The 19,847-nt window shown below is 69.8% G+C and carries 18 protein-coding genes; 8 read left to right on the top strand and 10 right to left on the bottom strand.

Annotation, left to right across the window (positions count from 1 at the left end; genetic code table 11):
* Positions 1–1,084 (top strand): ATP-grasp domain-containing protein (locus tag VGR06_RS20515; protein WP_327560727.1); only part of this gene is annotated, 1,084 nt, incomplete at its 5' end.
* A 120-nt stretch (positions 1,085–1,204) separates the two neighbouring features.
* On the opposite strand, the gene VGR06_RS20510 is transcribed toward VGR06_RS20515, so the two are convergent.
* Positions 1,205–2,128, bottom strand: a complete 924-nt coding sequence (locus VGR06_RS20510; protein ID WP_327560726.1) for a hypothetical protein — start codon at positions 2,126–2,128, stop codon at positions 1,205–1,207.
* Positions 2,129–2,490: 362 nt separating this feature from the next.
* On the opposite strand from VGR06_RS20510, the gene VGR06_RS20505 reads away from it, so the two are divergent.
* Together VGR06_RS20505 and VGR06_RS20500 are read left to right on the top strand one after the other, a co-directional pair.
* Entirely contained in the window at positions 2,491–3,723 is a 1,233-nt protein-coding gene (locus VGR06_RS20505) for an MFS transporter (RefSeq protein ID WP_327560725.1), read from the top strand.
* A 66-nt stretch (positions 3,724–3,789) separates the two neighbouring features.
* A complete protein-coding gene (locus VGR06_RS20500) occupies positions 3,790–4,374 on the top strand; it encodes a hypothetical protein (RefSeq protein WP_327560724.1) in 585 nt (194 codons plus the stop codon).
* 71 nt (positions 4,375–4,445) lie between these two features.
* Here VGR06_RS20500 and VGR06_RS20495 read toward each other — a convergent pair whose 3' ends face one another.
* Both VGR06_RS20495 and VGR06_RS20490 read right to left on the bottom strand, forming a co-directional pair.
* On the bottom strand, positions 4,446–6,347 hold the full coding sequence (locus tag VGR06_RS20495) for a hypothetical protein (RefSeq protein ID WP_327560723.1): 1,902 nt from the start codon (positions 6,345–6,347) through the stop codon (positions 4,446–4,448).
* Between the two features lie 61 nt (positions 6,348–6,408).
* Positions 6,409–7,227: a GNAT family N-acetyltransferase gene (locus tag VGR06_RS20490; RefSeq protein ID WP_327560722.1), complete on the bottom strand. Its 819-nt coding sequence runs from the start codon at positions 7,225–7,227 to the stop codon at positions 6,409–6,411.
* A 105-nt stretch (positions 7,228–7,332) separates the two neighbouring features.
* Here VGR06_RS20490 and VGR06_RS20485 point away from each other — a divergent pair, with 105 nt between their 5' ends.
* Positions 7,333–8,955 (top strand): ABC transporter substrate-binding protein, encoded by a 1,623-nt coding sequence (locus tag VGR06_RS20485; RefSeq protein WP_327560721.1) that lies wholly within the window; start codon positions 7,333–7,335, stop codon positions 8,953–8,955.
* Positions 8,956–9,003: 48 nt separating this feature from the next.
* Here VGR06_RS20485 and VGR06_RS20480 read toward each other — a convergent pair whose 3' ends face one another.
* The 4 genes from VGR06_RS20480 to VGR06_RS20465 are packed head-to-tail and all read right to left on the bottom strand — an operon-like array spanning position 9,004 to position 12,795.
* Positions 9,004–9,777 (bottom strand): ABC transporter ATP-binding protein, encoded by a 774-nt coding sequence (locus VGR06_RS20480; RefSeq protein ID WP_327560720.1) that lies wholly within the window; start codon positions 9,775–9,777, stop codon positions 9,004–9,006.
* A complete protein-coding gene (locus VGR06_RS20475) occupies positions 9,774–10,658 on the bottom strand; it encodes an ABC transporter permease (protein ID WP_327560719.1) in 885 nt (294 codons plus the stop codon). The genes VGR06_RS20480 and VGR06_RS20475 overlap by 4 nt, the downstream gene beginning before the upstream one ends.
* Entirely contained in the window at positions 10,655–11,644 is a 990-nt protein-coding gene (locus tag VGR06_RS20470) for an aliphatic sulfonate ABC transporter substrate-binding protein (RefSeq protein WP_327560718.1), read from the bottom strand. The genes VGR06_RS20475 and VGR06_RS20470 overlap by 4 nt, the downstream gene beginning before the upstream one ends.
* A 26-nt stretch (positions 11,645–11,670) precedes the next feature.
* Complete coding sequence (locus tag VGR06_RS20465; protein ID WP_327560717.1) at positions 11,671–12,795, bottom strand: agmatinase family protein; 1,125 nt, start codon at positions 12,793–12,795, stop codon at positions 11,671–11,673.
* Between the two features lie 149 nt (positions 12,796–12,944).
* Here VGR06_RS20465 and VGR06_RS20460 point away from each other — a divergent pair, with 149 nt between their 5' ends.
* A complete protein-coding gene (locus VGR06_RS20460) occupies positions 12,945–13,652 on the top strand; it encodes a hypothetical protein (RefSeq protein ID WP_327560716.1) in 708 nt (235 codons plus the stop codon).
* 257 nt (positions 13,653–13,909) lie between these two features.
* Here VGR06_RS20460 and VGR06_RS20455 read toward each other — a convergent pair whose 3' ends face one another.
* The 3 genes from VGR06_RS20455 to VGR06_RS20445 all read right to left on the bottom strand — a co-directional run bounded on the left by VGR06_RS20455 (position 13,910) and on the right by VGR06_RS20445 (position 18,147).
* Positions 13,910–14,317 carry a hypothetical protein gene (locus VGR06_RS20455; RefSeq protein ID WP_327560715.1) on the bottom strand — a complete coding sequence of 136 codons (408 nt, stop codon included), beginning with the start codon at positions 14,315–14,317 and terminating at the stop codon, positions 13,910–13,912.
* Positions 14,318–14,506: 189 nt separating this feature from the next.
* Positions 14,507–17,305: a glycoside hydrolase family 2 TIM barrel-domain containing protein gene (locus VGR06_RS20450; protein ID WP_327560714.1), complete on the bottom strand. Its 2,799-nt coding sequence runs from the start codon at positions 17,303–17,305 to the stop codon at positions 14,507–14,509.
* A 149-nt stretch (positions 17,306–17,454) separates the two neighbouring features.
* Positions 17,455–18,147, bottom strand: a complete 693-nt coding sequence (locus VGR06_RS20445; RefSeq protein WP_327560713.1) for a glycoside hydrolase family 12 protein — start codon at positions 18,145–18,147, stop codon at positions 17,455–17,457.
* A 221-nt stretch (positions 18,148–18,368) separates the two neighbouring features.
* Between VGR06_RS20445 and VGR06_RS20440 the strand changes: the two genes are divergently transcribed.
* The 3 genes from VGR06_RS20440 to VGR06_RS20430 form a co-directional block, all read left to right on the top strand.
* The gene (locus tag VGR06_RS20440; protein WP_327560712.1) at positions 18,369–18,857 is read left to right on the top strand and encodes a VOC family protein; all 489 of its coding nucleotides are present in this window, start codon (positions 18,369–18,371) and stop codon (positions 18,855–18,857) included.
* Position 18,858: 1 nt separating this feature from the next.
* Positions 18,859–18,981, top strand: coding sequence for a hypothetical protein (locus tag VGR06_RS20435; protein WP_327560711.1), 123 nt, complete (start codon positions 18,859–18,861; stop codon positions 18,979–18,981).
* 150 nt (positions 18,982–19,131) lie between these two features.
* Positions 19,132–19,847, top strand: a 716-nt coding sequence (locus VGR06_RS20430; RefSeq protein ID WP_327560728.1) for a zinc-binding dehydrogenase, incomplete at its 3' end; no start/stop codon positions are given.

Here is a 19,847-nt window from a genome sequence, read left to right as displayed (position 1 = left end):
CGTCGAGGGACTCGCGGCCACGCTGCGGAAGTACGACCCGATCTGCCTGATCGCCGGGTCGGAGACCGGGGTGGAGCTGGCCGACGCGTTGGTGGAGCTGGTCGTGCCGGGCACCGGTCACGTGCCGGGGCTGGCCGCGGCCCGGCGGGACAAGTGGGCCATGGCGCAGGCCACCACGCACCTGCCGCAGCTGCGGCAGATCTGCGGCGCCGACCCGGACGCCATTGACGCGTGGCTGCGGGACACCGGGCTCGTCGCCGGGCGGGTCGTGGTCAAGCCGCCGAAGAGTGCGGCCACCGACAACGTGCACATCGTCGAGCGCGGCGCGGACTGGCGGCCGTTCTTCGGGCAGATCCACGGCCACATCAACGAGTTCGGGCTGCGCAACGACGCGGTGCTGGTGCAGGAGTTCGCCGAGGGCACCGAGTATCTGGTGGACACCTACTCGGTGGACGGCCGGCACGGGATGGTGGACGTGTGCCGGTACACCAAGGTGCAGCGGGGCGACCGGATCGGGGTGTACGACCTGGTCGACTTCATCGCGCCGGACCACCCCGAGGTGCTGGCGATCTGGCCGTACGTGCGGCAGGTGCTCGACGCGGTCGGCATCCGCAACGGCTGCTGCCACACCGAGGTCATCCTCACCGCGGCCGGCCCGCGCCTGCTCGAGGTCGGCGCGCGCCCGGCCGGCGGCGGGCACCAGATGATCTCCAAGCTGGCCACCGGGAGCAACCACATCGAGCGCACCGTGGCCCACCGCGTGCACGGCGAGTTCCACCCCGGCTACCAGCTCATCCAGCACGTGTGCAGCGTGGTGATCTCCGCGCCGTATGCCGGCCGCTGGCGCAACGCCGACCTGTTCTCCGAAGTGGACCTGCTCTCCACCTTCTGGCGCAAGCACTTCTACTTCACCACGGGCGACCCGGTGCCCGCCCCGGCCGGCCTGTCCAGCATGCTCGGCTGGGTGGTCCTCGCCTCCCCCGACCACGCCGCCGTCGACGCCGACTACCGCACCATCAAGGACCTCGAGCGCCGGATCCAGGTCGACCCGCCCACCGTCCTCACCGAACCCGCCGCGGGCTAACCGACTTGTCGCGGGAACTACCCGTGACAAGTGGGACCTGTCGTGGGAACTACCCGCGACAAGTCGGCACAAGGGAACGCGGGACCGGCCCTGCACCGGTCCCGCGTTCAGGAGCGATCGTCAGTGCAGCGTGACGATCTTGTGCATGCCCATGTAAGCGTGGGCGAACCCGGTGTCGTCGCTGGGCACCAGGCACACGGCGGCGTAGGGGGCCGGCGGGAGCTCGATCTTCAGGAAAGCGAACACACCGGGGGAGATGGCCTGCAGGCCGTGCTGGATGTCGACCCACGGCCGCGGCGGGCGCGGCGTGCCGTCGCGGACCGCGTTGAAATAGGTCGTCAGGTACTCGTCCGTGGTGCCGGGAACGACCTGGCGGAACACCAGTTCGTGGACCTCGTCGGCGGTGTTGACGACCAGGAACGTGCCGTTGGCCGGCAGGTCGCCCTGGATGGAGATGCTGTGCATGTCCTCGCCGCCGTGGTTGTGCGTCTGGAGCAGCGCCACCGCGTCGATTCGCGGAATGCGCAGGCCCTGAATCGGTCCACGTGCCTCCATGGTGTGCACGCGCGGCACCAGGCCCGCGATGAAGATGTCATTGAGGTCGAAGAAGTAGTACGTGCCCGGCGTCATGAGCACGGTCGAGGAGATTGCGCCGAACGCGCCGGGTACGACTCCGCCGATCAGAGTGGAGTGCTCCAGCAACGCGTGGGCGCCCGCGGCGGCCCGAACGGTATCCCCGGAAAGGCCTTCGACCAGATCGGCGACGACCTGATCCGCGGTCGCGCCGTTCTTGGTGCGGAAGCCCTGGAATCCGTGATAAGTCGTCTCCGGAGTAGTTACGCGGAAAGTAACCAGGCCGGGACGCACCGATGCCGGTAACGTGAATCCGCCGTCCGTCGTAATGCTCACGTCGATGACCGGCGGGTCACCGAAGGAACTGCCGTGCGCCGGCGCGGCCGTGGCCGGCATGGCCGCCGACATGGCCAGCACCAGGGCGCCGGACGCCACCACCGAGGCGGCCGCCCGAACCCGCCTGGAGCGCATTAAGGACATCGAATGCTTCCCTTCTCCTATCCGTGCCGCAGGGTGGCCGCTGTCGGGTCCTTGTCGTGCGTTGGAACACTAAACGTGAGGGTGGCGTGAGATCAGGTCCATTCAGGCGAATACCGCAGGTCGGCACTCACCCATTTGGCGAGTAGCCGCGGTTGTGCGAAAATCCGGCGTGTGTTTGAGCGCTCCCGGAACGTTATTAACCGGCCCGGCGTGAACCAAACGGTGCAATGCGCTGAGGCGAACGCCTCAATTTGTGGATGCCGGCAACGAAACGTTATATTGACGGTCCGAGCCGGCGCTTGGAACGATGCCAGCGACGAAGGAGTGCCGGTGTCCACTGTGGGACCGCGATCATGACCCAGACCGGTTCGTCGCGCCGCGTGGACCCGGCGGGCGTCTGGGTCACGCTGCGCGAGTCCTCCCTGCCGGTGCGCGCGATGCTGGTCGGTGTTCTGGTCAACCGGCTCGGCGCGTTCCTCCAGACGTTCCTCGTGCTCTTCCTCACCCACCGCGGTTTCACCGAGGTGCAGGCCGGCTTCGCGCTCGGCACCTACGGCGGCGGGGCGTTCCTCGGCGTGATCATCGGTGGCGCGCTGGCCGACCGGCTCGGCCCGCGCTACGCCACGCTGGTCTCCATGTGCGGCACCGCCGGGCTGCTGGTGGTCGTGCTGTACGTGCGGAGCTTCCCGGCCGTGATCGTGTCGGTGGCCTTCGCCGGGCTGGTCAACCAGTTCTACCGGCCGGCCGCGGCGACCCTGCTCTCCGAGCTGACCCCGAAGCACCAGCAGGTGATGATCTACGCGGTGTACCGGCTGGCTATCAACCTCGGTACCACCGCGGCGCCGGTGGCTGGGGCGGTGCTCATCACGGTGTCCTACGACCTGCTGTTCTGGGCGCAGGCGGTCGCGGCGCTGATCTACGCCGGGATCGCCGGCCTGACCCTGCCGAAGCGGCCGGTGCACGGCAAGGCCGCGGACGTGGACGCGCGCGGGCGGCGCGGGTACGTGGCCCTGCTCGCCGACGGCCGGTACCTGCTGTACCTGCTGGCGATCCTGGTGAACTCGCTGGTCTACATCCAATATGTGGCCACGCTGCCGCTCACCATGCAGGACCTCGGTTTCGCCACCATCTGGTACGCCGTTCTGGTGTCGCTCAACGGGTTCATCGTGATCACCTGCGAGCTGTTCGTCACCAAGTTCGTCCAGCGGCTGCCGCTGCGGGTGATCATCGTCACCGGATTCTCGTTGCTGGGCGGCGGTTTGGCGATGTACGCGCTGCCGTTCGGGCTGTGGATCTTCGTGGTGGGCACGCTGGTGTGGACGCTCGCCGAGATCATCGGCGGGCCGACGATGATGTCCTACGCCGGCCTGGTCGCGCCGCCCGGGCTGCGTGGCCGCTACATCGGCGCGATGCAGACCATGTTCAGCCTCGGCGCGGCCATCGGCCCGGCCGTCGGTGTCGCCGTGTATCAGTGGATCGGTCTGAACGCGTGGTGGGTCTTCGGGCTCGCCTGCGCCGCGGCGATCGTGTTCGGGCTCGGCGGCATGCGCCGCCCGGAGCCGGAGCCGGCGGAAAGCGCTCGGTGATTCCGGTGTCACGGAGTGGGTTTGGAACGGGATGGAACGCCTCTGTGGGTGAGGACGGGAGGCGTCATGAACGAATCGGCGGTGTCGGGGGAGATCCGGATGCGCAGCGGGCGGCGGGAGCTCGTCGCGTCGGGTGAGGTGATCTCCATTGGGGACAGGGAGTTCCGGCTGACCGAGGTGACCCGGGTGATGTATCGGGCGGCGGTGCGGGCGAACCAGGCGAGCTACACGGTCGGGCTGGCGCGCGGCGACCAGCGGTGCACGTTCATGTTCGACGCGTACCGGCGCGGCACGGAGCTCGAGGACGCGCGGGAGGCGTGGACCCGGCTGGTGGCGCTGCTGGAGGCGACGACGTGTCCGCGGATCGCCGCCCGCCTGGTTCGCACGATCGTGACCGGGGGCACGGTGCCGTTCGGCGGCAGCCCGTCCGCGCGGATCGACGCGAACGCCGAGGGTCTGTGCCCGCACCGCCCGTTCGCCAAAACCGTGCCCTGGTCGCAGATCACCGGCGCGGACACCAGCAACGGTCAGGTTCGCGTGTGGACGGTGGCCAACGGCGCCGTCACCCGCAAACCCAAGATGGCGCTCGACATGTTCGGCTGGAACGCCGTCGTCCTGCCCCGCGTGGTGGCCGCCTTCGCCGCCCGCTGACCCCCGGCAGGATCCGGCGAGTCCCCGGTTGGAGCACGCGAGTCCCCGGTTGGAGCACGCGAGTTCGCGGTTCAGGTGGGGCGGTAGGAGCAGCGGGTGCCGGTGTGGACGGTGGTGCGGAGGTGCTCGCCGAGTGCCGGGTCGGCTTCGGTGATGCGGGTGATGGCCCGGCGGATGGCCTTGCCGACGGCGACGCGGGCCCGTTCCCCGTTGTCGGCGAAGGCGCGGGTGCGGCCGCCGAGACCGGTCGCGCCCGCCAGCTCGGCGACCAGCCAGTCGCGCTCGGAGCGGGCCCGGTCGAGCTCGGCGCCGGGCTCGAGGCAGTCGATCTCATTGTGCAACTCGTCGAGCCGGCGCCGGTACCCACGCACCGCCGACGAGTCCAGAACCGCGTGCGGGGACGCGGAGTCGGCGAGCACCCCGGCGCCGGCGGCCAGCTCGACGGCCGGGATCTCGGTGCCGGGGTTGGCCAGCAGCACGGCCAGGTGCAGCATCCCCACGCCATGCTCGACCTGCACGCTCCGGCCGCCCCGCTCGATCCGCCACCGCCGCCCGGTCCGGGCGCAGCTCACCCGCGGCACCTGATGATCACGCTCGGCCGGCACCGGGATGCCCAGCGCCTCGGCCTCCCGGACCGCGGTGGCCAGCTCGGTCCGCGCGGCGGCGAGGTCGGCCGCGCGGCCGCGCCGGGCCAGCGCGTGCGCGTGTCTTCGCCGCGACGCCATCACCGCGGGCCAGTGCCCCAACGCCAGGTTGTGCCGGACCGCGGCGCCCAGGTGCGGCACCGCCGCGTCCAGGTCGCCGGTGGTCAGCGCCGCCGTGCCCAGCGCGTGCCGCACCGAGCCGAAGCAGGCGACGCCCAGGCTCGCCGTCACCGGCAGGTCCGCGAACGGTTCGAGCAGCGCGTACGCCCGGGCCGCGGTCGCGGCGTCGTCCAGCAGGTAGGTCGCCTCCACGATGCCGTGCATGGTCACCAGCCAGCTGCTCGACCGCGGCAGCTCGCCGAGATCGTCGCCGCAGAGCGTGGCCACCGTGCCGGCCGCCTGCCGCCGGTCCCCGTCCGCCGCGGCGGCCACCGCGAGCGCGGCGAAGTACGCGTTGTCCACCGCGCTCAGCGTGGGGGAGTGCACCAGCTCGTCCAGCATCGGCAGCAGCTCGGTGATCCGGCCCTGGTACCAGTGGATCGCGACGAGCTGCGCGCCGTACCATCCGGCCGCGTCGATGTCCCCGGCCCGCGCCCCACGCTCCGCGCACGCCCGCGCCGCCCGCTCGGCCTCGGCGAACCGGCCGGCCCGGATGTCGAGCATCACCTCGATCGCGGCGGCCACGAACCCGACCGCCAGGTGATCACGCTCGGCCAGCAGCACGCGCAGCTCTTCCAGCCGGCGCTCGGCATGGGGCTCGCCGGCCAGGAACAGGTCGACGGCCTGCCAGAGCACGCCCATCAGCAGGTCACTGCGCCGCCCGGTGTCGTGGCTCTCGCCGATCAGCTCGGTGGCCAGCCGCCGCCGCACCGCGCCGTGCTCCGGACCCAGGAGGCAGTGGTGCGCAAGGGAAAGCGCCTCCGCCCGGGCCACCGGCGCGCCGAGGCGCCGGGCCTCGCCGAGCATCGCCAGGATCGCCGCATGCCCGCCGGTCCGGTAGTCGCTCTCCCCGGCCAGCCGGATCCGCAGCCGCAGCGCCAGCTCCGAGCCCGGCGTGACCGCCGCCAGGGCCTGCTCCAACCGGGTCCGGAGCAGCACCGACGCCGGCGTGGCCCGGTGCTCGTGCACCCACAGCCCGGACAGCCCCAGCGCCGCCTCGGCCAGCGCCGCGGTGTCGCCGGCCCGCTCGGCCGCCCGGTACGCATGGTCGAACCAGCTCCGGCTGGCCACCAGGTCCCCGTCCAGCTCCAGCGCCCGCGACCCCGCGCTGAGCAACGCCTCCACGTCCGCATCGCGGGCGGCCAGCACCGCCCCGTTCACTCCGCGCACTCCGCACCCCTCAATGCGACCCCGCCGTTGCCTGCCCACACGTAAACCAGGCCCGTTCGGTTCAATTTTCGTTCAAGATTTTTGAGCCCGGCCGTTCCTGCAGCTGCACCTGGGTCTCCGCGTCGGCGAAACCCAGCGTGCGGTAGATCCGGATCGCGCCGGCCGCCGGGTCGGTCACGATGACCAGCGTGTGCGCGCCGAGCTCGCGCAGCGCGTACCGCCCCGCCGTGTACAGCAGCGTGCTCGCCAGCCCCCGCTTGCGGAACTCCGGATGCGTGTCCACGGTCTGGAACCGGGCCACGCCCGCACCGTCGCTGAACACGCCGAGCCCGGACACCAGCCGGCCGTCCAGGAACGCGCCGAACCAGGCGCCGAGCCCGCGCTCGTGCAGGTCCCGGAACAGCCCCACCTTCCCGACCGCGTGCCCGCGGTACGCCTCGTCGTCGTAGTCGACGTTGTTGGACAGCCACAGTTCCACCGCCGACGCCCAGTCCCGCTCGCTCTCCAGCCGGCGAACCGTGGCCGCCGCGGCGGGTTGCTCGGGCGGCCGCAACGCGCTCGCGGTGAGCACGGTCCGCCGCACCGGTTCGAGCCCGGCGGCGCGCGCCTCGGCGTCGTCGCCCGCTGCGCCCGCGATGCCGTCCACCCCGATCCCGGCCCGCGGTGTCGCCGGGAACTCCCGGCGGAACACGTCCATCCACGCCGCGACCGTCCCGGGCGCCGGCGCGGCATGCAGCAGCAGGCAGTTCCCCCACCGGTAGTGGTGATCGGGATGGTGCGGCATCCGCACCACGAGGTGGTCCGCGCACTCGTCGACGACGCTTCCCTGCAGGCGCAGCAGCATCAGGTCGGTACGCCATCCGAGCGAGGCCGCGGGCACCGCCGGAGCCTAGATCGGACGGGTCACGGTTGGGCAACGGAGCGAGGCGCCCTGCAAATTGTATGCAGTATGTTCGAGGTTCCTGCGACGGAACGTGAGGGCGTCATGACTCGTCTTGGTGCACGGCTGGTCGCCGCGGTCGCCGGCTTCGCGTTGGTGCTGACCGGTTGCGGCAAGATCGATAGTGGAGGTGGGCAGCAGCCGCAGCAACCGTCCGGGGCGGACACCCGGGCGGTGAAGGCGGGCGGCACGCTGCGGTTGGCGTTGGACGCCGAGCCGGACAAGCTCGATCCGACGGTGTCTCGGACACTGGTGGGGCGCATCGTGTTCTCGTCGATGTGCCAGGCGCTGTACGACATCAACGAGAAGCTCGAGTTCGTGCCGCTGCTGGCGGCCGCGCTGCCGGAGATCTCCGCGGACGGCAAGACCGTGAAGATCAAGATCCGCACCGGGTTGCGGTTCGCCGACGGCACCACGATGGACGCGGCCGCGGTGAAGACGTCCCTGGACCGGCACCGCACCATGGAGGGCTCGAACCGGCGCAGCGAGCTCAGCCCGGTCACCGACGTCACCGTGGCCGACCCGGCGACCGTGGAGCTGCACCTGTCGGCACCGTACGCGCCGCTCACCGCCCAGCTCGTGGACCGGGCCGGGATGATCATGTCGCCGGCCGCGCTGGCGAAGGGCGGGGACTTCGCCACGGCGCCGGTCTGCATCGGGCCGTTCAAGTACGCCACCCGGGTGGCGCAGGACCGCATCGAGGTGGTCAAGGACCCGAACTACTACGACGCGGCCAAGGTCAAGCTCGACAAGATCATTTTCAAGACGATCACGGACGCGAACTCGCGGTTCACCAACCTGCGCACGGGCGACGTCGACGTGATCTTCAACGTGAGCCCGATCAACGTCGACGAGCTCAAGAGCATCAGCACCCTGCGCCTGATCACCACGGAATCCCTCGGCTACCAGGGCATCACGGTGAACATCGGGAACAACGCCGGGCTCGGCAAGGACCCCGGGCCGCTCGCCGCGCCGTACGCCAACCCGATGGCCTCCGACGCCCGGGTGCGCAAGGCGTTCTCGCTGGCCATCGACCGGGAAGCCCTGGTCCGCACCGTGTTCCGGGGCGTGCACGCCCCGGCCTGCGGCCCGATCAGCGCGATCAGCCCGCTCGCCTCGGACGCCTCACAGGCCTGCCCGAAGCATGACGTGGCCGAGGCCAAGAAGCTCCTCGCCGAGGCCGGCGTGCCGACCCCGGTGAAGACCAACCTGACGGTGATCAACAACCCGGACGCGGTCCGGATCGGCGAGGCGATCAAGTCGATGACCGCCGAGGCCGGGTTCGACGTCCAGCTGGAGCCGACCGAGTTCGCCGCCGCGCTCGACCTCAACGACGCCGGCAAGTTCCAGATGTTCCGGATCGGCTGGTCCGGCCAGGTCGACGCGGACGGCAACATCACCCGGTTCTTCCAGACCAAGGGCTCGCAGAACAACTCCGGCTACTCCAACCCCGAGATCGACCAGTGGCTCACCGACGCCCGCGCCAGCCAGGACGTGGCGAAGCGCCGCGAGCTGTACGGCAAGGTGATCAAGAAGATCCAGGAGGACAACCCGATCATCTACCTGTACCGGCAGAAGAACCTGATCGCGACGACGGACAAGGTCGCGCAGGTGAAGATGTACAGCGACTACGTGATCCGCCTGGAAACTGCGGGGTTCGTGGAGTAGTTGCGATGAAGGGGGCCTTTCTCACCTCCGGCGTGAGGAAGGCCCCCTTCATCGCACTTGGGCGTGGTAAGCCCGCACCAGGTCCTCAACAGACGCCCGCAACTCGAGAAACCCCGCACTCCGCTTGACATCCAGACCCCGCTCTTCGGCCAGCTCGACCGGGATCTCCGCCGCGATCCGCCCAGGATCACATGCCAGCACGATGACCCGCTGGCCGAGGAAGACCGCCTCCTCGACGTCGTGCGTCACCATCAGCACGGTGGTGCCGGTGTCCTGCCACACCTGCCGGACGAGGACCTGCATGTCCTCCTTGGTCTGCACGTCCAGCGCGCCGAACGGCTCGTCGAGCAGCAGCACCTCGGGCTCGCAGGCCAGCGCCCGGGCGATCGCCACGCGCTGCTGCTGACCGCCGGAAAGCTGGCGGGGCAACGACTTCCGCAAGCCGGCGAGCCCCGTCTCGGCCAGGTACCAGGAAACCCGGCGGGCCCGCTCGGCCCGGTCCAGCGGCAACAGCTCGAGTCCGAACGCGACATTGCGCTCCACCGTGCGCCACGGGTAGAGCGTGCCGGCCTGCGGCACCAGCCCCCGGTCCGGGCCCGGTCCGGTCACCGGCCGGCCGTGCAACTGGATCTCCCCGGACGTCGGCGGTATGAGCCCGGCGACCAGCGACAGCAGCGTCGACTTGCCGGACCCGCTCGCGCCCACCACGCACACGAAATCCCCGGGCGCCGCAACGAGGTCGATCCCGTCCAGCGCCCGAACCGTGCGGCCGCGGACCCGGAAGTCTTTGCCCACACCGGAAAGCGACAGCCCGGTGCTCATCCGACCCACCGCCCGACCCGATTGCGCAGCAGCCGCAGCGCCACGTCGATCACCACGCCCAGCACCGCGATCACCACCAGCACCGCGAAGATCTTGCTGGTCTGCAGGAACCGTTGCGCCTGAACGATTCGGCGGCCGAGCCCGGTGGTGGACGCGACCAGCTCGGCCACCACCACGAAGTTCCACGCGGCCGCCGCGTTGACCCGGATCGCGTCGATGATCCCGGGCAGCGCGTACGGCACGATCACCTTGCGCAGCACCTCACCGCGCCGGGCACCCAGGGTGTAGGACACGTCGATGATCGCCCGCGGCACCGTGCGCACCACGTCCGCGGTCATCACCGTGTTGAAGAACACCGTGCCCAGCACCAGAAGCGCGACCTTCGGCGCCTCGTCGGTGCCCAGCCAGATCAGCAGCAGCGGGATGAACGCGACGGCCGGCAGGTAGCGCACCAGCCCGATCAGCGGCTCGAACAGCGACTGCGCGGCCTGGAACGTGCCCATCGCGATGCCCAGCGGCACCGAGATCAGCACCGCGATGCCGAATCCGTACAGGATCCGGCGCAGGGTCGCCCACAGGTCGGTGAACAGCTCGCCGGTCCGCGCCATCTCGAGGCCGGTGGCGAGCACCGCCCGCGGCGACGGCAGGAACGTCGGCGACACCGCGCCGGACGCGCTCAGCGCGGTCCAGACCACCAGCGGGATGGCCAGCGAGAGCACGATCAGCGTCCAGCGCCAGGGTTTCGGGATCGGCGCCCGGATCGCGAGCACCGCGGGCACCCGCCGGGGCGGGCGGCGCCGGGGCAGCGGCCGCCAGTTCTCCCGCCGGGTGCGCAGCTCGCCGGCCGCCCGCTCGGTCACATGGTTGGCGAGCGGGCTCACTCCGGCGCCGCCTTCACGAACCGGTCGTCGAACAGTCCGTCCAGCCTGGGTTTGTCCTTGGCCAGCCCGGTGCCCGTGATGAACTCGATGATCTTGGCTGTCTGGAAGTCGAGGTGCGCCGGCGTGCTGCCCGGGGTGAACGCCTCGAGGTTCTGCGCCCGGGTGAAGATCGTGGTCCCGGCATCGTAGGACTGGTAGTCCTCGACGCTGACCCCGGCCCGCTTCGCCATGATCGCGACCGCCTCGTCCTTGTTGTCGCGAATCCACTTGAGCGTCTCGAACCAGGTGTTCACCAGCGCCTGCACGTCCTTCGCCCGGTCTTTGACCAGCGACGGCTTGACCACGAGGTGGTCCGGGATCGCGCCGGGGAAGTCCTTGGACGTGGCCACCGCCCGGCTTCCCTTGCGCTGCAACGCGGTCGTGGTGAACGGGGCGAACGCGCCGACGGCGTCCACCTGGCCGCCGGCGAACGCGGCCGCCGCGGCGTCGGTGGCCAGCGGCACCAGCTCGATGTCTCCCGGCCCGAGCTTGGCCTCGGCCAGCGCCAGCAACAGCAGGTAGTGGTCGACGGTGCCCTGCTCGACCGCGATCTTCTTGCCCTTCAGGTCGGCGACGCCGGTGATCCCCTCCCGGGCGATGATCTGGTCGTTGCCGGTGGAGTTGTCGTTGACCAGCACGATGGTCTCGGCCGCGCCGCCGCTCACCGAGGCCAGGGTGTCGTTGAGGGTCTGGCTGTTGGCGTCGATCGCGCCGGTGGACAGGGCGTTGAGGCTGTCGGTGTAGCTGTCGAAGTACTTCAGCTCGACGGTGACGCCGTTCTTGGCGAACAGGCCCTTCTCCTGCGCCACCTGCAGCGGGAACCAGCCCGGCCAGGCGCTGAACCCCACGGTGATCTTCGGGTCGGACGACGTGGCCGGGCTCGAGCAGGCGGCGACGAGAACGGCGCACACGAACGCGGTCAGCAGGCGGGCGGGACGGACGATCACGGCGCCTCCGGTGGAGTCGAAGGGACTTAGGTGGCGCCACGTCGTTGGGGCAGGTGCCCGGCACGGACCAGGCAGCCGAGCGTGTCGCAGATGACCCGGGTGGCGATCAGCGACGTGATCTCGGCGTTGTCATAGGGGGGTGAGCACTCGACGACCTCGATGCCGGCCAGCGGGCGCTCGGCCACGAGCTGGATGAACTTGAGCACCTCGCGGGGCAGGAAGCCGCCCGGCTCCGGCCAGCCGGTGCCCGGCACGAACGCGGCGTCCAGGCAGTCCACGTCGAACGACAGCCACACCGCCTCGGCGCCGTCCCAGGCCACCTCGATGGCCCTGGCGGCGGCGGCCTCGATGCCCATCTCCACGCAGTCGGTGACGGTCATGATCGTCGTGCCGCGCTCCCGGCCGACCTTGACGCCCGGCCGCGGCGCCTGCCAGCCGCCGATCCCGATCTGCACCAGGTTCTTCGGCGGCACGTTGGGAATGTCGGTGGCGTGGAACCAGGGCGTGGTGTGCATCCGCTCGTCGAGGTCGGTCTCCTGGGTGTCCACGTGCCGGTCGAAATGGATGATCCCGAGGTTTCCTTGCAGATGCTCGGAGACGCCCCGCACCGTGGGGTAGCCGATGGAATGGTCGCCGCCGAGCACAACCGGGAACGCGCCGGAGGCGTAGACGTGGCCGACCGCCTTGGTGATCTGGTCGAACGTCTTCTCGATGTTGCCCGGAATGGTGAACACGTCGCCGAGGTCGGCAATGGTGATCGACTCGCGGAGGTCCACGCCGAGCTCGAAGCTGTACGAGCCGTAGAGCGCGGAGATCTTCCGGATGCCCTGCGGGCCGAACCGGGTGCCCGAGCGGTAGGTGGTGCCGCCGTCGAACGGGGCGCCGAGCACGGCGACGTCGTACTCGCCGCAGCGCCGCACGTCCTCCACGTAGGGCGCCTTGAGGAACGTGTTGATGCCGGCGAAGTGCGGCAGCTCGCCGCGGGAGAACGTGGGGATCCGCTTGTCCACGATGGAGTCCGCGCCGGGCAGGCCGAGCTCCAGCCCGCGGGCCACCTCGCGCTCCCACGCCGTGGTCGGCAGCTCGGCCTCGCGCGCGACCGCGTAGCGGGCCTCCGGCCCGTAGTTGTCGTGCAACGCGTCATCCGGCATGGAGGCCCCTTCAGATGGATCTCTAGGCAGCCTAACGAATACCGCAAGTATCTGGTCGATCACGTTACGACACTTGATCGTTTGTGCAAATTGCGTTAACAGGCCTTGCGCCTCTACCGCGCCGGCCGTGTTCCCGCCTTGGATGGGGGATGGGTGAACACCAGGCGGAGATCAAGTTCACGTTCGCCGGCGCCGACGTGGCGGCCGCGGTCTCCTCGTACGATCTCGACCGCGCCACGGCCGACCGGCGGACCATTCACTTCCTCGACGAGCGCGCCGGAACCGGCCTGCGCCTGTTCGACGCCGGAGTGGTGCTGCGCCTGCGCGGCCACGGCGACGACACCGGCGACACCACCCTGAAGCTGCGCCCGGCCCCGCCCGACCGGCTGACCGGCCGCTGGCTGCCCGGCACCGAGCACACCGACGAATACCGGGTCGAGTACGACTGGGCCCGCAAGCCCGTCCTCGCCGCCAGCGTGGTCGCCGACATCGAACCGGACGACCTCGCCGAAGTGGTCTCCGGCGACCGCAAACCCAAGCAGGCCTGCACCGACGAGCAGCTGGATTTCCTGAAGTGCTGCGGCCCCGACCTCGGCCACCCGTTCCGCGGCCTCCACCTCGCCGGCCCGATCACCGCCCTACGCTGGTCCGGCCTGACCTGGCCCGGCTCCGCCGACCTGCGCGCCGAGCAGTGGACCTACTCCGGCGACCGCACCTTCCTGGAACTGTCCCTCAAAGTCCCCTTCGCCGAAGCGCCCGCCTACCGTGACCTGCTCACCGCCGACATCGAGCACCGCGCCCTGCACATCGACGACGCCACCACGAAAACCGAAACCGTGCTCCGCGACCTGCTCTGAGGCGCATCTAGGAGAGTGCCGGACTGTGGTGGTGGGGCGCCGGTCGGCGGGGTGGAGTGCGATGAATGCGTCATTCACCGCGCTCAGTGCACTGAATGAGGCATTCATCGCATCGAACGGCGTCGCGTTGGTGGTGTCCGGCGTTCCCTTGGCCGCGTACGGATCCGTGGCCAGGTAGGCGGTCTTGAACTCCTCGGTGAAATAGAGCTGCGAGGTGAACTCGTACGGGTTGCCGTCCGTGCCCGTGGTGCGGATCTTCACGTGGATGTGCACGGTCCGGCCCGGTACCAGCCGGGCAGGATGGTGCCGAACCCGGCCTTCCCGGCGCCGTTGGTCTCCTGGTAGCCGCGGAGGAACTTCTTCCCGCTGGTGCCCTCCGCGGCGATGTCGGAGTAGACGCCCAGCGCGTCGCAGTGCCAGATGTCCACGATCGCGTCCTTGATCGCCTTGCAGCCGTCGTCGACCCGCAGCACGCGCAGGGTCAGCATCAGCGCGGTGCCGGCGACCACCGAGCCGTCGGTCGGGTCGGTGCGGATGTCCGAGCGGTTGAGCCCTTCGTCCACGAAGTACGGGCCCTCGGTCATCTCCGGCTTAGCCACACAGTCCACAGTGGAATCCGCGGCCGCTGTCCCGGTGCCGGCCAGGGTCAGCGCCAGCCCGGACATGCCGAGAATCGTGAGCGCCTGCCGGCGGCCGAGGATCCGGCCGCCCCTTCGTCGTCGGAATGCGTTCGTGCTCCTCATCGCGTCGTCGGGTTCCGTGGCCTGCGACCGTAGGAACCGACCCTGTGCGCAGACCCGGCACAACCTGTGCCGAACCTGTGCCGCGACTGGACCTGGCGCACACTCAACGATTCAGGCGCTGAAGCGGATGTAGACGGTGCGCCGGTAGTCGCCGGTGGCGATGGCTGGTTGGCTTTCGGGACCCAGTTGGGTAGCGGGTTGGAACTTGTTGCCCATGGCCGGGATCGCGTCGAGCAACGAGATGTCGCCGGCCGGGTAGGGCACGGTGGCGCTCATCGGGTTGGGTCCGACCGCGGGGGTGAACAGGCGGAGGAAGAGGTTCTCTTCGGCGGCGACGATGGTGATGGTTCCCTCTGCCGTTTTCAGGGCCGCCCAGTAGGTGTTGGCGTGGTAGCCCTTGAACTCGGGGTACTGCCAGCCGGCGGCGCCGGTGGCGGTGTCGTTGTAGGTCTTGGTCCAGACTCCGGGGTGGACGCCGCGCCCGCGGTTCTTGTACACGCGGTGCGGCCCGTCGCCGAGCCAGGTGAGCCCGCGTACCGCCGCCTCGGGGTAGGTGAAGTTGACGCCGAGGAAGTCGTGGTCGCCGGTGCGGTGGTAGTGGTAGCTCAGCTGCAGCCAGCCGTTTGAATCCATACGCCACCGTACGGATCTGAGGTCTCCCGAATACGTGGCCTGCACGACGTGTCCGGTGCGGTCACGGAAGTGGGTGAGACCGGTGAAGCTGGCCGTGCCGGCGGCCAGGGTGGGACCGTCGGCCAGCGACACCGGCATGCCGTCCCGGGTCACCTCGGTCAGCAGGCCGGTGCTCTTGCTGATCGTGATCCGAGTACCGGCGGCGGCCATGGTCACGCCGGTGGCCGTCTCGGTGGCGGTGACCCTGCCATGTCCCGGTACGCCCAGCCTGGCGGCGTGACCAGCGGCCTTCCTGATCGTCCACACCCAGGTGTTGATCTCCCGGCCGGTCGGGTCCATGGCGGTCAGCCGCAGCGCGTCGGCCCTGGTCCAGTTGCCGGGCAGGCCGAGCCGCACCGCACCGGTGGCACCAGGGCCGGCGTCGGGGCTGGCCGCGGTGCCCCGCGCGATGGTCCTCGGCGCGGTGCCGGCGTCGCCGGGCGCGGCGAATGTCAGCAATTGCCAGGTGAACGCGCACCTGGCGAGATTGGTGAAGTCATACCGGTTGACGACTTCGACCGTGCCGGGGAAGTTCGCGGGAAAGGTCGTCTGGTAGTAGTCCGGGTCGGCGAGCTGGACCGGCGACCAGATGTCCTTGATGGTGAAGAAACTGGCTTCCTTTTCCCGGAACGGGCCGAGGATGCCGTCGGGCGCCAGGTTGCCGGCCGTGTCGATGGCTCCACCCCGGTCGTCCCGGGCGACGCCCTCGTCGACGAAGGCCCACAGGAATCCGCCCGCCGAGCGCGGCGCGGTGCCCATCAACTTCCAGTAGTCGTTGAGCGCGGCGCCCGCGCCGCCGTCGTACAGACCGTGCAGGAACTCCGTCGTCATGAAGATGGTCGGCCCGGCCAGGATCGCCTTGGTGCTCTCGTAGGTCTCGTAGTGGTCGGTGTTGATGCCGCTGAACGTGGCCCACGGGTGCAGGACGGCCCGCCCCTGCGGGTCGTACCGGGCGAAGTGGCTGTCCAGGGCGGTGTTCCAGCCGCCCTCGTTGCCGTTGTCCCAGAACAGGATGGACGGATGGTTGGCGTCGCGGGTGACCATCGAGGCCACCAGCGGCGCCCCGGCGGCCTCGCTGTAGGGCTTCTGCCAGCCGCCGAGCTCGTCCAGCACGTAGAGGCCCAACTCGTCGCAGAGGTCGAGGAAGAACGTGTCCGGCGGATAGTGCGACATCCGCACGGCGTTCATGTTCATCTCCTTCATCAGCAGGACGTCCTGCCGCGCCAGGCGCGGGCTCGACGCGCGGCCCAGGGTGGGCCAGAACGTGTGCCGGTTCGAGCCCTTCAGGATGATCCTGCTGCCGTTCAGGTACACGCCGTCTCCGGTGCGCACCTCGACGGTGCGGAAACCGAACCGCTCGGAGACGCCGTGCAGCGCGGTGCCGGAGTCATCGGCCAGATGAACGTCCACCCGGTACAGGTGCGGCGTCTCGGCCGTCCACAGCCGGGGCGCCGCGACGGTCGTGCTCAGCGTGGCCATGGTGGTTCCGGCCGCGACCGGCACCGAGAACGTCGCGCCGACGGTCGTGCCGTCCAGCAGTCTGACCTGCCCCACCAGGCGACCGGCGGCGGCCATTCCGGCCAGGTGGACGTCGGCCGCGAACGTTCCGGTGGCCCGCGCGTCGATCGCGATCCGGTCGATGTGGGCCGCCGGGAACGCCTGCAGCGACACCGGCCGGAAGATGCCGCTGAAGTTCCAGTAGTCACCCCGGCGTTCGGCGTCGTTGACCGAGTTGTCGGTGGACTCCCGGCTGACCGTGACCTCGAGCAGGTTGGGCCGGCCGAGCTGGAGGAGGGCGGTCACGTCGTACCGGAACCGGTAGAAGCCGCCCTGATGGCGGGGACCCGCGGCGATGCCGTTGACCCAGACCTCGGTGTCGGTCATGGCGCCCTCGAAGACGAGGAACACCTTCCGGGCCGCCCATTCCGCCGGCGGCGTGAACGTGTGCCGGTACCGGCCCTGCTCCTCCGGAACCAGGTTGAAGCCGTAGTTGTACGTGCCGAAGCCCTGGCATTCCCAGTTCGACGGGGTGGGGATGGTGCCCCACACCCCGGCCCGGCGTCCGCTCGTGCACAGGAACTCCCAGTCAACGGTGTGATCGGCGTCGGTTCCGGTCAAGTGGATGATCTCGGTGGCCGGGACGGGTGGTGTGGCCGCGGCCGGCGCCGCACCGACTCCACCGATGGCGGAGAGCCCGGCCGCGCCGATGGTCAGGAAACGACGACGACTCGTCTCCACGGAATACCTCCAGTAAGACGTCGATGTGAGAAGGTCGAATTAGTGTCGAAGCGCTTCGACACTAATTCGAGGTGGAAACCAGAGGACATGATTGGACCGTCCATGCGGGACTGCCGCACGGCCCGGCCACTCGGCCGGCTCGCCGGAGGTCAGGAGAAGGACACGGAGTAGCTGTTGCTGATGAAGTTGAGACCGCCGCTCGATGAGGTGATCTCGAAACCGAACTGCACCTCGCCGAGGGTGACGTCACCGAACCATCCCCGGCTCCTGATCCAGTTCAGCACGGCGAGCACATCCACCGACCCGGAGTTGGTGTTGCTGGTGCGCAGGAAGGAGAACACGGCGTTGGCGCCGTTGCTTCCCCGGTAGACGTCCCAGGTGTGCCCGCCGACCGTCGCGGTGGCCTGCTTCGAGCCGATGGGGCCGACGGCACCCTGCTTGTTCATCCACAGCATGATCTCGAAGGCGTTGTTGCTCGCCCAGATGTCGTACGCCGTCGCGTAGGCGCCGCTGCCCGGCCTGGTGACGTTGAAGTTGCTGGTGACACTGCGCAGCGCACTGAGGTTCCGGCCGACGTTCCTGGCCGAGTGCGGGTACGACTTGACTCCGCCGGTGTTCGGGTGATTGGCCCAGACGCCCCAGTTGCTGAACGAGTTCGCCCAGATCGTCTGCGGTCCGGCGCCGCTGCCCCACACGTCGTTGCGCACGGTGTAGCCGCCGTTCGACCACGACCCGAACTTGTCCGTTGAGGACCATACGGCCGCTTGGGCAGGGACGGCGGCGGTGACAGCGGTGACCGCGACGGCCACTGCTGTGATGAGTGAGCGCACTGGGTTCCGCATGGGTTTTCCTTCCGGGCGTCGTTGCACGGTCATTACAGGAAGTTGTCGAAGCGCTTCGACGAAGGCGCACATCGAAGCGCTTCGACAAGTTTGGGGGGATTGCCAACAGTTGAAGTTGGGTGTGCTCAGGACTATTGCACCGATGTCACGAATGGTCAAGCCTGCCCCACTCAGCGTGACGCGCCCGGCTGGAGGCCGCCCGGTGAAGTACCGTGCTCGGCATGGATGGTGACACGCTCGCCGGCGAGCGGGAGCGGATTCGGGCGGCGCACCTGCGACCGGCGGGGGAGCGCGGGCCGTCCAGCGGGCGCGGGTTGCACCACACCGCCCTGATCAGCGGCGACGTGGAGCGGACGATCCGGTTCTACCAAGGAGTGCTGGGCTTCCCGCTGACCGAGCTGCTCGAGAACCGGGACTACGCCGGGTCTTCGCACTTCTTCTTCGACATCGGCAACGGGAACCTGCTGGCATTCTTCGACTTTCCCGGGTTGGATCTCGGGCCCTACGCCGAGGTGCTCGGTGGTCTGCACCATGTCGCGATCTCCGTCGAGCCGGAGCGCTGGCGCGAGCTGAAGGGCCGGCTCGAAGCCGAAGGCATCCCGCACGAGGTGCACAGCGAGGTTTCCGCGTACTTCACGGATCCGGACGGTGCGCGGATCGAGCTGATCGCCGACCCGCTCGGCGAGATGTACGGCCAGGTGGTCCGCTGACGTGCTCGCCCTGACGACCAGCGCGACCCCGCCGCACGTGGTGCTTTCCGAGGTCGCCGAGCCGAACCCGCTGCCGGATCAGGCCGTGGTGCGGGTGCACCAGCCCGCCTCTCCGGGGATTTGAAGCGGTGGTTGCGTTCCAGGGAACGCTGCGGTCGCGTGGTGGATTGTGGCTGGGTGCCGTCACGGTCCCCTGAGGTTCTGTTGGTCGGCGTGAGGCTTTCCGCGACTATCCATCAGACATGTGTCAGAGCAGGTTGGGAACTTGGGCGAGGTGCCCGACGCGCAGGCCGCCACGCTGCCCACGGCCGGGCTGACGGCGCTGCGGTCGCTCGCGGTCGGCGGGCTGGTGCTGGGCAAACGGGTTCTGGTCACCGGCGCGACCGGGGGCGTCGGCCGGTTCGCGGTGCAGCTCGCCCGGGTGGCCGGCGCGCGGGTGTCCGCGCTGGTCCGCGACGCTGCCGCCGCCGGTGACCTGCTGCGGCGGCTCGGTGCGCGGGAGGTGGCCGAGGCGTTCGACGGCGACTACGACCTGATCATCGACGGGGTCGGCGGCACGGTTTTCGGGCAGGCCGTCGAGCATCTCGCCGCGTGGGGGATCGTGGTCAACATCGCGACGGGGAGTCCCGATGAGACGGTGACGTTCCGGGCCGCACGGTTCGACCGGTCGCCCGGTGCGCGGATCCACACGTTGAACCTGACTGACGAGCTGGCGGCCCACCGGCCTGCCGACGACCTGGAGCGCCTGGCCACGCTGGTCGCCGAGGGGGAACTCGACGGGCAGGTCGAGCTGGAGCGTCCTGGCGTGACCCGGGGCCGGCGCTGGATGCCTTGCTGCTGCGGAAGATTGGCGGCAAGGTCGTGTTGCATGTGGACTAGAGCAGGTTCGGGATCCGGCCGGAGTGGCCCGGCAGCACCCGGCCGGCGTCGGTGCCGAGCACGTTGTCCAGCAGGGTGGCGTAGACGTCGCGGAAGTCCGTGGTCTGCTTG

Origin of the sequence: Actinophytocola sp. (genome assembly GCF_036002505.1) — a bacterium.
Classification (GTDB): domain Bacteria; phylum Actinomycetota; class Actinomycetes; order Mycobacteriales; family Pseudonocardiaceae; genus DASYTH01.
Note: the sequence above shows the minus strand (reverse complement) of the source record. Positions and strands in the feature narration are given on the sequence as shown.

What these genes read in the sequence shown, in the direction of transcription:
- VGR06_RS20505 (WP_327560725.1), top strand. Translation starts at nt 2,491, where the DNA reads ATGACCCAGACCGGTTCGTCGCGCCGCGTGGACCCGGCGGGCGTCTGG.
- VGR06_RS20455 (WP_327560715.1), bottom strand. Translation starts at nt 14,317, where the DNA reads ATGTCCGGGCTGGCGCTGACCCTGGCCGGCACCGGGACAGCGGCCGCG.
- VGR06_RS20440 (WP_327560712.1), top strand. Translation starts at nt 18,369, where the DNA reads ATGGATGGTGACACGCTCGCCGGCGAGCGGGAGCGGATTCGGGCGGCG.
- VGR06_RS20485 (WP_327560721.1), top strand. Translation starts at nt 7,333, where the DNA reads ATGACTCGTCTTGGTGCACGGCTGGTCGCCGCGGTCGCCGGCTTCGCG.
- VGR06_RS20510 (WP_327560726.1), bottom strand. Translation starts at nt 2,128, where the DNA reads ATGCGCTCCAGGCGGGTTCGGGCGGCCGCCTCGGTGGTGGCGTCCGGC.
- VGR06_RS20500 (WP_327560724.1), top strand. Translation starts at nt 3,790, where the DNA reads ATGAACGAATCGGCGGTGTCGGGGGAGATCCGGATGCGCAGCGGGCGG.
- VGR06_RS20445 (WP_327560713.1), bottom strand. Translation starts at nt 18,147, where the DNA reads ATGCGGAACCCAGTGCGCTCACTCATCACAGCAGTGGCCGTCGCGGTC.
- VGR06_RS20480 (WP_327560720.1), bottom strand. Translation starts at nt 9,777, where the DNA reads ATGAGCACCGGGCTGTCGCTTTCCGGTGTGGGCAAAGACTTCCGGGTC.
- VGR06_RS20465 (WP_327560717.1), bottom strand. Translation starts at nt 12,795, where the DNA reads ATGCCGGATGACGCGTTGCACGACAACTACGGGCCGGAGGCCCGCTAC.
- VGR06_RS20460 (WP_327560716.1), top strand. Translation starts at nt 12,945, where the DNA reads ATGGGTGAACACCAGGCGGAGATCAAGTTCACGTTCGCCGGCGCCGAC.